This is a genomic window from Acidocella sp. (genome assembly GCF_013044125.1).
Classification (GTDB): domain Bacteria; phylum Pseudomonadota; class Alphaproteobacteria; order Acetobacterales; family Acetobacteraceae; genus Acidocella.
In genome coordinates, this window is sequence record NZ_JABEVC010000084.1 from 1 (window position 1) to 12,047 (window position 12,047).

General features: G+C 65.9%; 13 protein-coding genes. 5 read left to right on the forward strand and 8 right to left on the reverse strand.

All coding sequences use genetic code 11. The annotated features are described in order from the left end of the window. A partial coding sequence (locus HKL97_RS05105; RefSeq protein ID WP_291423092.1) for a hypothetical protein occupies positions 1-195 on the forward strand: 195 nt, incomplete at its 5' end. On the opposite strand, the gene HKL97_RS05110 is transcribed toward HKL97_RS05105, so the two are convergent. From HKL97_RS05110 to HKL97_RS05120, 3 genes are all read right to left on the reverse strand, one after another. Beyond that, a complete protein-coding gene (locus HKL97_RS05110; protein ID WP_291423094.1) occupies positions 180-1,049 on the reverse strand; it encodes a LysR family transcriptional regulator in 870 nt (289 codons plus the stop codon). The genes HKL97_RS05105 and HKL97_RS05110 overlap by 16 nt on opposite strands. A 3-nt stretch (positions 1,050-1,052) precedes the next feature. Beyond that, positions 1,053-1,601 (reverse strand): peroxiredoxin-like family protein, encoded by a 549-nt coding sequence (locus HKL97_RS05115; protein ID WP_291423096.1) that lies wholly within the window; start codon positions 1,599-1,601, stop codon positions 1,053-1,055. 156 nt (positions 1,602-1,757) lie between these two features. Then, positions 1,758-2,015 (reverse strand): hypothetical protein, encoded by a 258-nt coding sequence (locus tag HKL97_RS05120; RefSeq protein ID WP_291423099.1) that lies wholly within the window; start codon positions 2,013-2,015, stop codon positions 1,758-1,760. Between the two features lie 159 nt (positions 2,016-2,174). On the opposite strand from HKL97_RS05120, the gene HKL97_RS05125 reads away from it, so the two are divergent. The 3 genes from HKL97_RS05125 to HKL97_RS05135 all read left to right on the forward strand — a co-directional run bounded on the left by HKL97_RS05125 (position 2,175) and on the right by HKL97_RS05135 (position 5,050). Beyond that, positions 2,175-2,786: a cytochrome b/b6 domain-containing protein gene (locus HKL97_RS05125; RefSeq protein WP_291423100.1), complete on the forward strand. Its 612-nt coding sequence runs from the start codon at positions 2,175-2,177 to the stop codon at positions 2,784-2,786. Then, a complete protein-coding gene (locus HKL97_RS05130) occupies positions 2,783-3,499 on the forward strand; it encodes a molybdopterin-dependent oxidoreductase (protein WP_291423102.1) in 717 nt (238 codons plus the stop codon). The genes HKL97_RS05125 and HKL97_RS05130 overlap by 4 nt, the downstream gene beginning before the upstream one ends. An 84-nt stretch (positions 3,500-3,583) precedes the next feature. Beyond that, positions 3,584-5,050 (forward strand): glycosyltransferase family 39 protein, encoded by a 1,467-nt coding sequence (locus tag HKL97_RS05135; RefSeq protein ID WP_291423104.1) that lies wholly within the window; start codon positions 3,584-3,586, stop codon positions 5,048-5,050. A 27-nt stretch (positions 5,051-5,077) separates the two neighbouring features. Here HKL97_RS05135 and HKL97_RS05140 read toward each other — a convergent pair whose 3' ends face one another. The 3 genes from HKL97_RS05140 to cydD form a co-directional block, all read right to left on the reverse strand. Then, complete coding sequence (locus HKL97_RS05140) at positions 5,078-5,533, reverse strand: Hsp20 family protein (RefSeq protein WP_291423107.1); 456 nt, start codon at positions 5,531-5,533, stop codon at positions 5,078-5,080. 156 nt (positions 5,534-5,689) lie between these two features. Beyond that, positions 5,690-7,318 carry a thiol reductant ABC exporter subunit CydC gene (gene cydC / locus HKL97_RS05145; protein ID WP_291423109.1) on the reverse strand — a complete coding sequence of 543 codons (1,629 nt, stop codon included), beginning with the start codon at positions 7,316-7,318 and terminating at the stop codon, positions 5,690-5,692. Next, positions 7,315-9,003, reverse strand: coding sequence for a thiol reductant ABC exporter subunit CydD (gene cydD / locus HKL97_RS05150; protein WP_291423110.1), 1,689 nt, complete (start codon positions 9,001-9,003; stop codon positions 7,315-7,317). Before cydD ends, cydC begins: the two co-directional genes overlap by 4 nt. 102 nt (positions 9,004-9,105) lie before the next feature. Between cydD and panC the strand changes: the two genes are divergently transcribed. Then, positions 9,106-9,930 carry a pantoate--beta-alanine ligase gene (gene panC / locus HKL97_RS05155; protein WP_291423112.1) on the forward strand — a complete coding sequence of 275 codons (825 nt, stop codon included), beginning with the start codon at positions 9,106-9,108 and terminating at the stop codon, positions 9,928-9,930. A 115-nt stretch (positions 9,931-10,045) separates the two neighbouring features. Here panC and HKL97_RS05160 read toward each other — a convergent pair whose 3' ends face one another. Together HKL97_RS05160 and HKL97_RS05165 are read right to left on the reverse strand one after the other, a co-directional pair. Continuing rightward, positions 10,046-11,479, reverse strand: coding sequence for a hypothetical protein (locus HKL97_RS05160; protein WP_291423115.1), 1,434 nt, complete (start codon positions 11,477-11,479; stop codon positions 10,046-10,048). After that, the coding region (locus tag HKL97_RS05165; protein ID WP_291423117.1) for an ABC transporter ATP-binding protein at positions 11,479-12,047 on the reverse strand (569 nt) is incomplete at its 5' end. The genes HKL97_RS05160 and HKL97_RS05165, both read right to left, overlap by 1 nt.

Below are 12,047 nucleotides of genomic sequence, written 5' to 3' on the forward strand. Positions count from 1 at the left end.
ATTTCCTATCCGCTGTATATTTCGCATTCGCCGCTGCTGCTGGCGGCCGATACGCTGCTGCCCGCGCATCTGCGCGCTAACATTCTGGTGGAGGGCGTGTTGCTGCTGCTGATCTACGCGGTGGCGATCTGGCTGGCGTTCAACGTGGACCAGCCGCTGCAACGCATGCTGCGCCGGGGTTATAAAAACGCCTGAGCGCGGCAGAGTTTCACGAAACTCGCCGCCGCCGGGTTGAGCGGGCGCCCGGCGGCGGCGGTAAGCAGAATTCGCCGCGAGAGTTCCGGGTCCGTGAAGCGCCGCGCCACCAGCGGCGGCGCAATGCCCAGCCGGCCGGAGAGCAACGCGATGCCGAGACCCGCGCCCACAAGGTCCAGCAATTGCCCCACCGCGCCGTTGCAGCGTTGCAGGCGCAGCGAAAATCCGCTGATCCGCGCAAGACTTTGCGCGAAACCGCCGCAGGCGTCACCGACCAGAATGGTCTCCTCCAGCACATCGCGCCCGCACAGCGCATTGCGTGCGGCCAACGGGTGGTCCACCGGCAGAACGGCAACCGCGGTTTCGGTATACAGCGGCCAGCGGTTCAACCGCTCGGGCAGATCACAATCATCGGGCAGCAGTGCGCAGTCCAGCCGGTCGGTCAACATGGCGTCAATCAGCGCCGCGGGGCTGGCTTCATCAAAATGCAGCGCGCAACCCGGCAACATTTTCGTGACCTCGCGCACCGCGCCGGCAATGCTGGCAGCGCCCACGCCGGGGCCAAGGCCAATTTTCAGGCTTGCCTGAAAACTCCCGCGTTTTGCCTGCGCCAGCGCGGCCGCGGCATCGGCAGCTTCCAGCATCGTCTCCAGATGCGGGCGCATGGCGCGGCCCAGCTCGGTGAGTTGGGTTAAATGACGTTCACGGAACAAAAGCGCGCCGCCGAGTTCATCCTCCAGCCGCTGAATGGCGCGTGAGAACGCCGGTTGCGTGACATTGCATTGTTCCGCCGCGCGCGAAAAATTAAGCGCGCGGCACAAAGTAATGAAATAGCGGACCTGTGCGAGTTCCATCCGCTACATCCGCCTCAGCGCGGCCAATATACCATCCGGTTCCGCGCGGTGGGTGAAATCAACATCGACAAACCGCCAGGCGATGCAACCATCCGGCGCGATGATGAAGGTGGCCGGCACCGGCAGGCACCAGGCGGCGTTGCCGTGGCGCTGCGGAAAGTTCAGCCCCGCGGCATCCAGCCGCGCGCGGTAGAGTTTTGGAATCTTGAAAACCACGCCGGCGGAAAGACCCACCCCGAAATCCACATCCGCCAGCACCTCGAACACCGCGCCATGGCGGGTTTTCATGCTCAGCGGCAGCCCGCCGGTCTCGGGTGTCAGCGCCAGCAGGCTTGCCCCGGCCGCCTCGATACGTGGCAGCGCCTCGCTCAGCGCGTCGAGCGTGAGCTTACAGAACGGGCACCACTCGCCACGAAAAAACGAGAGCACCACCGGCCCGCGCGCCAACTGTTCCGCCAGCGCCACCAGCCTGCCTTCAGCGCTGGGCAGCACAAAATCAGGAAACATCGCGCCGGTTTGCGCAATGCCGGAGAGAAACCCCTCCCGGTTCAACCTGACCAGGATTTCCTGATACGCCGCGTCCCATTCCGCGCTCTGGCGGCGGCTGGCGAGCAGCGCATCGAGGCGGGATGTCAGCGTTTCGATGTTCAGACCCTCCCTCCCGCCTCTGGCGAGGTTATCGCGCCATGCCGGCGCGATGACAATGGATTATTGCTGCATGCCATTGCTGGACATGCCGCCCGGCGCCATCGGCTTCGCATTCATTGCCTCCGGCTTCATCGCATCGGTCTTTTTAGCAGCCGGCGCCATGGTGCCGTGCAACATGGCGTTGCTGCTCATGCTGCTGGGCGCCATCGTATTGCCGCCCATGGCGTTGCTGCTCATGGCGCTGGTGCTCTGCGCCAGCGCGGGGCCTGAGCTGAGCAGCAAAGCGCAAACAGCCGCGGAAAAAATGCGTGACTTCATGGGAAAATCTCCTGTTATATGACCGGACAAGCTCCGGTGAGAGCGGTATGCCCCGCCATGGGCAACACGGGCCAATGCTCTTTGGGCATCAATTTCATGCCTGGACGCAACCCCGCCCCAGGTGCAGCCTGTGCCGGAGATAAAACAAGGGGAAGTGTCATGGTTGAAAAGAAACCAAAACGCCGGGTGATTCACCCTTGGCCGCTGCGGCTGATGCATTGGCTGAACGCGCTGGCCATTGTGATGATGATTGGCAGTGGCTGGCAGATTTATGACGCCTCGCCGCTGTTCGCCTTCACCTTCCCGCCGCTCATCACCATCGGCCAATGGCTGGGCGCCGCCATTGCGTGGCATCTCGCGTTCATGTGGCTGCTGGTCTTCAATGGTCTGGTTTATTTCATCTGGAGTGCCGCCAGCGGGCATTTCGCCAAATTTTTCCCGCTTAGCCCGCGCGCGGTTTGGCGCGATTTCACCGCCGCCCTCAGCTTCAAACTTCCGCACGAAACCGGCGTTTATAACGCCGTGCAAAAACTGCTCTATCTGGGTGTGCTGTTCGCGGGCGTGGTCATCGTCATCTCCGGCCTGGCGATCTGGAAGCCGGTGCAGCTCTGGTTTTTCTGCGATCTGTGCGGCGGTTATGTCGTCGCCCGCTATGTGCATTTTTTCGCGATGACGGCTATCGCCGGGTTTTTCGCGGTGCATCTGCTGCTGGTCGCCATGGTGCCCAAGGTGCTGCCCCCCATGATCACCGGCGGAAGGATCGAGCCGTGAAAAATATCAACCGCCGTTCCATGCTCTTTCGCGCCATGGCGCTGGGAGCTGTGAGTACCCTGCCCGGCTGCGACTATGAGGACCCGGCCCACCCGGACATTGCCGATAAATTCCTCCATGCCATGTCCGCCTGGAATGACCGCGTGCAGGAGGCGCTGTTCGACCCGCACACGCTGGCGCCGACCTTCCGGGCGGACCAGGTCACCAACCCGCCGCGCTTCAACGCCTTCTATGACATCTCCCAGGCTCCGGTGGTGGACCCAGCAACTTACCAGCTCGAACTCGGCGGCCAGATTCAGGACAAATCCCCCTGGAGCCTGACGGCGCTGAACGCGCTGGCGCAGACTTCACAGATCACCCGGCTCACCTGCGTCGAAGGCTGGCGCGTGATCGGCGAATGGGAGGGGGTGCCGCTAGGCGATTTCCTGCGCCGCATCGGCGCCGACACCACCTGCCGCTATGTTTCCTTCAAATGCGCGGACGGATATTATTCGAGCATCGACATGCCCTCCGCCCTGCACCCGCAAACCATACTGGCGCTGAAATTCCTGGGCGCGCCGCTTACCCCGCCCTTTGGCGCGCCGGTGCGCCTGCGCATCCCCACCAAGCTCGGGTTCAAAAACCCGAAATCCATCATGCAGCTGGCCGTTACCAACATCTACCCCGGCGGCTATTGGGAGGATCAGGGCTACAACTGGTTCAGCGGCTCCTGAGGCCAGCCCGCGCAACGCTTCTGGAATTTCCGTTCCCGGCCCCGCCGCTTGCCAAGCCCGCCACGCCGCGCCATGCAAACGGGCATGAAGAACACCATCATCGTCGTGCTGCTGGCCACCACACTGCGCCTTATCTTCGCCCGCTATACCGGGCTGGGAATTGATGAGAGCTACATGGTGGCGGCCAGCCATCAGTTTGCCATCTCGTATTTTGACCATCCCCTGGCCTCCTGGTGGCTGGAACTGGGCAGCCGGTGGTTGTTTGGCAGCGCGGATCCGATTGTGGTGCGGCTGCCGTTCATCATGCTGTCGGCCGTGTCCTCCTGGCTGCTCTACCTGCTCACAACACGGCTATACGGCGCGCGGGCGGGCTTTTGGGCGGTGGTGGCCTATAATATCTCACCCGTGTTCTCGCTTGCCTTCGGCAGCTGGGTGCTGCCCGATGGCCCTCTGGACGCCGCCTTGCTGGCCGCGGCCTATGCGTTGAGCCGCGCGCTGGGCGTGGCCGATGGCGAGGCTGAGCCGCAGCCTCGCTGGTGGGCGGCGGCGGGGTTTTTCGCCGGGCTGGCGATGTTGAGCAAATACAGCGCCGCGCTGGTGCTGCTGGGGGCGGTGTTCGTGCTCCTGACAGACCCGAAGGCGCGCCCGCAGTTGCGCCGCGCAGCCCCGTGGGGGGCGGGCATGCTGGCGGTGCTGATGTTCACACCCGTGCTGTACTGGAACGCGCGGCACGGCTGGCAGTCATTTGACTACCAGAGCGGGCGGGCGCTGGGACTGCGGCTGCATCCGCTCGCGCCATTGAGCATCTGGGGCGGCGAGGCGTTGTTCGTGCTGCCCTGGCTGTGGCTGCCGATGATGGGGCTGCTGCTGCGCGCGCTGCGGCGCGGGCCAACAGAGCGGCGCGGCTGGATGCTGAGCTGCCTGGCGATTTTGCCAGTGGTGCTGTTCTCGGTGGTCGGTATCTGGTCCTCCACCCGCATCCTCTATCATTGGGCGGCGCCCGGATATTTACTGCTGCTGCCAATGCTCGGCCACTGGGCCGCCGGATGGCGCCCGCGCTGGCGCAATGGGGCCGCCATATTTTCGGCCTTGCTGCTGGCAAGCGCCGCCATGCTGATCGCCGCCGAGGTAACCTTCGACGTGATCCCTGATTCCACGATCCCCGCCAAACCAGGAAAATCGCCCTTGCTGCAGGTGGTGGACTGGGATTCAATCGCCCCTGAAATTCCACCCGGCATCAATGCGGTGGCAACCTTGCGCTGGTATGACGCGGGAAAAATCGGCTACGCCCTGCGCGGCCGTTCCACCATTGTTACGGTTTTCGGCTCAGATCCGCATGAATTCGGTGATAGCGCGCCGCCATCCTCGTTGCTGGGAAAAAACGTCCTGCTTATCGCGATGCCAGGCAACGCCACAAAAATCAGCGCGTTCTACGCACCATATTTCAAGAGTTTGCAGCCAGGACCGACGCTGACCGTGATGCACCATGGCCAGCTTCTGCTCGCAATCCCGACTTTTATCGGCACTGATCTAGTTGCGGTTCCAAAATAGAGGGGGCGCAAGCCCCCTCCACCCTGATTACGCCGCCTGCGGCAGTTCCACCGCAGCGCTGGCCGCCTTGGTGGAATCGACAACCGCGATGCGGCGCGGCTTCGCCGATTCCGGCACCACGCGCCGGATCGCCACATGCAAAAGCCCGTTAGCGATATCAGCGCCTTCCACAACCATGTGGTCAGCCAACACAAACCGGCGGGTGAACGCGCGCGCCGCGATGCCGCGATGCAGGAACTCGCCCTTCGCCGCGGTTTCAGCCAGCCGGCCGGCAACGATCAGCGCGTTATCCTTCACCGTCAACTCAATATCCTCCGCCGAGAATCCCGCGACCGCAAGACTGAGGCGGTAGGATTCCTCGCCGGTTTTCTCAATATTGTAAGGTGGGTAAGCCCCCGCGTCCTGCGGAATGGTGTCGGCCAGCCGGGCCAGACGGTCAAAGCCGATCGCGGTGCGGAATAAGGGCGCAAAATCATAAGTCATGAGGAAACCTCCTGAAGCAAGCAAGGTTAAAATGTTTTCCGGCTCCCATCTGGCAAACCGGTTAGGCGATTGCCCGGACCCTCGGTGAGGCGTCCAGGCAATAAGTATTATAGGAAGATTTTTTCGCGCTTCAAGATTTTTTTCCGCCGCGCGCGCTCAACCCGCCGCCGCCATCAGCATGCCACCGGTCAGCCGCCAGATACGATCAAGCTGTTCCGCTCCGGTGAGGCGATGAGCAATCAGCAACACGGTGCGGCCCTGTGTGGCGGTGTTGAGCACCTTCATGAACTCGGTCTCGGTATCGGCATCCAGCCCGGCGCAGGGTTCGTCCAGCAAAAGGATCGGCGCCTCGGAGAGCAGCGTGCGCGCCAGCGCGAGCCGGCGCCCCTGGCCGCCGGAGAGATTCTGCCCGCCCTCGCCCAGCCAGGTATCCAACCCCTCGGGCAGGCTCATGATGGTTTGCGCCAGCTGCGCTGCCTCCAGCGCCGCCCATAGCTTTTCCTCGCTCGCCACGGGGTCGCCCAGCAACAAATTGTTGCGGATGGTATCAGCGAACAAATGCGTGGTCTGGCCGAGATACGCGATCCGGTGGCGCACCGCCTCGGACGGCAGCGCGGCAAGATCCGCCGTGCCCAGACGTATCTGCCCGCGCAACGGGGCCACGAGCTTGAGCAAGAGCGCCGCGATGGTGGATTTTCCCGCACCCGAGGGGCCAAGGATGGCGGTGCGCGACCCGGCCGGCAGTTGCAGCGAGAGATTCTCGAACACGAAGGGCAGGTCATCGGCGTAGCGGAAGCTGACATGCTCGAAGGCAATCGCGTTGCCGGCGGGCATCGGCGCGGGGGTGGCCGGCTCGGGCACCTGCGGCGGTGAGGTCGCGGCTTGCACCACCCGGGCGGCGGCGGCGCGCGCCTGTCCGTAAAGCAAGCCTGCGCGCGGCAGGCCGAGCACGGTCTCAAACACCGTGATGAGCACGAAAACAACAATGACGGCAAACACCGGCGCCCCGGCCAGGCCGATGAGCATCGCCAGCAGCAGCCCCGCCTGCGCGACGAAATAGGCCAGGGCGTTGAGCGCGCTGGTCTGCCCCGCCAGCTCGCGCTGCGCCGCCAGATACGCGGCCTCGCGCGCCTGCACGGCGGCGAGCATCCGCCCCTCGGCGGCATAAATCTTCACCTCACGCAGGCCCGAGAGCGCATCCAGCGCGGCGCTGCGCAGACCCGACATAGCCAGCCCCGCGCGAACACCGTTTTGCCCCGCCGCCCGCGCCGCCAGCACAGGCAGATAGAACGCGACAAACCCAAACGGCAGAAGCACAACCAGCGCCCAGGGTTGCGCGCGCCAAAGTAGCACCGCCAGCACGGGGGTAAGCAGCACGGCGCCCAGCAGGGGCAGGAAAATCCGCAGGAACAAACCGTCCAGCGCGTCGACATCATTAACCAGCCGGGCCAGCGCATCGCCCGCGCGGCGGTAGCCCAGCCCCCCGGCGGCGCTGCGCGCGAGGCCGGTAAACAGCCAGATGCGCAGCCCCGCCAGGGCGCGGAACGTCGCCTCATGCGTGAAGACACGCTCCAGATAACGCAGCACAACCCGCGCCGCGCCAATATATTGCAGCACCGCCGGCACCAGCACCCCGCCGCCCAGCAGGGAGAGCGCGATATAACGGCCTGATGCCCCCATGAGCGCCAGCCCCGCCGCCAGCGCCGCCACGAACAGCGCCGCGCCGAGGAGCATCCATCCTTTCTGGCGCCGCCACAGAAGGAAGATCCGCGATACCGGGCTCATGCCAACACCTCGCGCTTGCGCGCATGGCGCAGCGAGTCCAGATCCAGCCGCTTGGCCCCGGAATTACGCGCGAACTCCACCGCAATGGCCGAATGCGTGGCCATGATCACGGTCCGCCCGGTGGCCAGCCGCTTGATGCTCTCCAGCACCTCGCGCTCCACCGCGGGGTCGAGATGCGCGGTCGGCTCATCGAGCAGCAGCAGGGGCGCATCCTTCAGAAACGCGCGGGCAATGGCGATGCGCTGCGCCTGCCCGCCCGAAAGGCCAAACCCGCCCTCGCCCAGCGGCGTTTTAATGCCCTCGGGCAGCGCATCTATCAGCTCGGAGAGCTGCGCGTTGCGGATCGCCTCGGCGACTTCCTCGCCCGCCGCCTCGGGCCGGGCGAAGCGAATGTTCTCCTCGATGGTGCCCGCGAAAATCATCGGCTTCTGGCCGATCCAGGCCAGCATTTTGGTGCGCGCGGCGGGGACCAGCTCCGGCAGGTCGACGCTGTTGATGGTCACCCGGCCGGAATCGGGCGCGATGAAGCCGAGGATCAGATCCATGACGGTCGATTTCCCAGCGCCGGAGGCGCCGGTGAGCAGCAATATCTCCCCGCTGGCGGCGCGGAAGGAGAGATGTTCCAGCACCGGACCGCGCGCGCGATCCCAGGTGAAGGAGACATCCTCGAACGCCAGGGTCAACCCGTTCGCGGCGACGCTGCGGATCTCCGCGGCGGGCACCTGGGCTGGCGGCGCCGGCAGCGCGCAAAACGCGTCGGCCACAGCCTCGGCGGCCATGCGGTCTGCATACACGGCGGAGAACGCCCGCAGCGGCGCGAAGAATTCCGGCACCAGCAGCAGAACGAACAAGGCCGTGGGCGCTAAAGCGTGATCGTGGCGCAGCGGCCCGGCGAAACGCAATACAATGATAACCAGCGCCGCCGCCGCCGCCAGGTCCAGCGCCGTGGAGGAGAGAAACGCCACGCGCAGCACGCGCATGGTGCGCTGGCGCAACTCGCGCGCCGCCGCCGCCAGGGCGTTTGCCTCATCAGCCGCGCGCCCGGCCAGAACAATGGTGGAAATACCGCGAATCCGGTCCAGAAAGCGGGTTTGCAACCGCGTGAGGGCGATAAACTGCCGTTTGGCGGCCACACCCGCGCCAATTCCGGCCACCGCCATGGCAAAGGGCACCAGCAGCCCGGCGCCGAGCAGCACCGCGCCCGCGCGCCAATCCACCCACAGCACCACCAGCCCCACCAGCGCCGGGCCGATCACCGCCAGCGCGGTTGCAGGTATCCAGCGCGCGTGCAGGCCCTCCATGGCCTCCACCCGGTCCACCGCCGTGGCGGCGAGCTCGCCTGAGTGCTTGCCGCGCAAGCCCACAGGGCCCAGCGCCAGAATTGTGGACAACACCGTGTTGCGCAGCCGCCGCCGCGCTGCCGCCCCACGCTCGAAACCCAGCCGCTCCGCCTGCATGCCGGCCGCCGCGCGCAAGGCGGCAAAAGCGATGAACCCCGTGGCATAAAGTGCAACCAGCAGCCCGCGCTGCGCCAGATGCAGCACGGCTGCCAGCAGATAGGCGGCGCACCAGGCCTGGCCGATGCCAAGCGCCACCTGCCCTGCCCCCAATAGAACCGGCAGGCGCGCGGCCGCCTTTCCGCGTTTCTGCTCCGCCCGCACCCATGCTTTTGTCTCTGCGCTCATGCTCCCGAGATAGCCGCTGCGGCCCCCACTGCAAAGTGGCGTTGCTCAAACAGTCATGCGCGGCACTGGACGCGCGACGCAAAATCGTCAAAACCGCCGGGTATGAAAATCGCCCGGACCCTGACAGAGCTGCAAGCGGCCACCAAAACCATGGGAGAAACCGCCTTCGTGCCAACCATGGGCGCGTTGCACCGCGGGCATTTATCATTGCTGGAGGCGGCCAAGACCGGCGGGCGGGCGGTGGTGGCCAGCATCTTTGTCAACCCGGCGCAGTTTGGCCCGAACGAGGACTATAACCGCTACCCGCGTGATGAGGCGGGCGATCTCGCCCAGTTGGAAGCCTCCGGCTGCGATCTGGTCTGGCTGCCAGATGTCCCCACCATGTACCCGGCGCACGCCGCCACCACCATCCACGTTGCAGGCCCGGCCACGCGCTGGGAGGGTGCGGCCCGCCCGACGCATTTCGCCGGCGTCGCCACGGTGGTCGCCAAGCTGTTCGGCCAGATCCGCCCGGCCGCCGCGTATTTCGGCGAGAAGGACTGGCAGCAGGTGCAGGTGGTCTTGCGAATGGTGGAAGACCTGCTGTTGCCCGTGAAGATCGTCCCGGTGCCAATCGCCCGCGACGCCGACGGCCTCGCCCTCTCCTCGCGCAACCGTTTTCTGCTGCCGCCCGAACGCGCCGCGGCTCCCGCGCTCTACGCGGCGCTGACCAAGGCGGCAACGCAAATCGTGACCGGCAAGGACGTTGCGGCGACACTCCATAATGCCCGGCACGACATGGCGGCGGCCGGGATGGTGCCCGATTATGTGGCGCTGGTGCATGCGCATTCGCTGGAGCCGCTGGCCGCCCTGGCCCAACCGGCCAGGCTGATCGCCGCCGCCAAGCTCGGCCATGTCCGCCTGCTGGATAACGTGCCTGTCGCCTAGTACCCTGCGTCATTCATGACGCAGGGTACTAGCGCGGGTTGGTGGGCGGCGCGCGCTAAATTGATTGAAAAATAAAGGTAGAGCGTGATTGACGCAAGGCAATCACGCTCTACGCCTACCCCGGCAACAGCCAGCCAAGCGCGTGCGGCGCCACCAACAGCCACACCGCGAGCGACCACGCGCTGCTCACGCCCACGCCCAGGATCAGCCCCAGCACCGTGCCGGTCTGAGCCTTGCCAAAATCAGCCCGCATCAGAGGAATTGGCAGGCGCAGGCCAAGCGCCAGATTGCTCGCCAGCGCGCCCGCCATGCCTGGCAGCAGATCCGCCAGCAAGGCGGCGTCGCGCGCCAGCACGCCGATGACCGGCAGCGCCATCAGCACCAGCGTGGCATAACCCGCCGCCGCCAGCACTCCGCGCCGCAGCAAGACAGGCGCCACCGGCGCGCTGGCCGCCAGCTCCGGTGATTCATCAGACCCCACCATGACCGAGATGAAGAACAGCGCCAGCTGGCCTGTGAGAAACACCAGCAGCGGCGCCACCACCTCCACCCCGCCGCCCACCCGCAGCCTGCCGGCCAGGATCATCACCACCGGCACCAGCGTCAGCGAGCGATACACCGTCTGCGTCACCACACCAGGAAATCGCGTGAGCAGGCGCAGGTTTTTCATCAGCACGGCGGCAAACGGGCTGGCGCGGAACGCCCCGCCCTGGCGCGCCGCGCTGCCGCCGGGGCGGTAGGCGGCGGCGGTTATGGCGCCTGAGGCGAAACGTCCGTCCAGCGCGGCCCAGACGAGCCCGAATACCGCGCCGCTGAAACCAATGCTCAGAGCCAGCGCCCAGGGTTGCCCGAGCAGCCCGTTGGCAAAAACGTAGCGGAGCCCCCGCGCATCCCCGGCCGGCAACAGCGCCTGCCAGAAACGCCCCAAGGCGGCGGGGGACATGAAGCGCGGCGCCTGCCCGAGCGCGAATATGAAAACACCGGCCACCAGGGCCAGCATGTGCCCGGCCCGGCGAGCCCGTTTTGGCCCCGTCCATCCGGCCAGCAGCACCACCAGCGTAAAGGCCAGCGCCGCCACCACCAGCCCCTCGGCCAACAGCATCGGGTAAATTGCCAGCGCCCAGGTCTGGCCATAAACCGCCAGCGCATTCGCCAGCACGCCGCCCAGCAGCAGCCAGGGCGCGGCCACGCTGCCCGCCACGCCCAGCATGCGCACCGCCAGCACCCGCCCCGGCGGAATTGGCGAGGCCAGCAGAAAATCCACATCCCCGCGCCTGTACAGCACGTCGATCGCCGATGTCATGGCGCGCGAAAGCATCAGCCAGAAGAAGAAAAACAGATTAAGATTCGCCACCAGCACCATCTGCCCCGGCGGCAGCGGATGGCGCACGATCTGCGCCGCCAGGGCCAGCGCGGCGCCTTGGAACATGAGGCCGACAACGAGCACCGGCGCCAGCACATATTTATGCGTGCGCACCAAAATGGAACCGCGCCAGAGCACACGCCCCTCACGCACCAGCAGCCAGGCGAATCCGGCCGGGCGGAACATCAGGGCGCCGTCAGCTGCAGAAACACATCCTCCAGCGAGCCGTGCGCCACCCCGGCCTGGCGTTGCAGCGCCGCCAGATCGCCTTCCGCCAGCAACCGCCCGCCGGCGATAATCCCGATCCGCGCCGCCAGCCGCTCGGCGACATCCAGGATATGCGTGGTGAGTATAACCGCCGCGCCCGCCCGCACACGCGCCTGGAGTATCTCCTTCACCAACCGGGCGGAGGCGGCGTCCAGCCCGGTGAACGGCTCATCCAGCAACAAAAATCGCGGCTCGTGGATCAGCGCCCCCGCCAGCAGGGTTTTCTGCTTCATCCCGCGCGAAAACCCCTCGCAACGCTCAAACCGGTGCGCCCACAGCCCCAGCGTCTCCAGCAGCGCCTTTGCGCGGGCTTTGGCCACCACCGGGTCCACCCGCCACAGCCCGGCGACAAATTCAAGATATTCCATCGGGCTCAGCCGGTCATAGAGCAGCGGCTCGTCGGGCAGCCAGGCCATGATCGCCTTGGCGCCCAGCGGGTCAGCCAGCACATCGCGCCCGAACACGCAGACACTGCCCGCATCAGGGC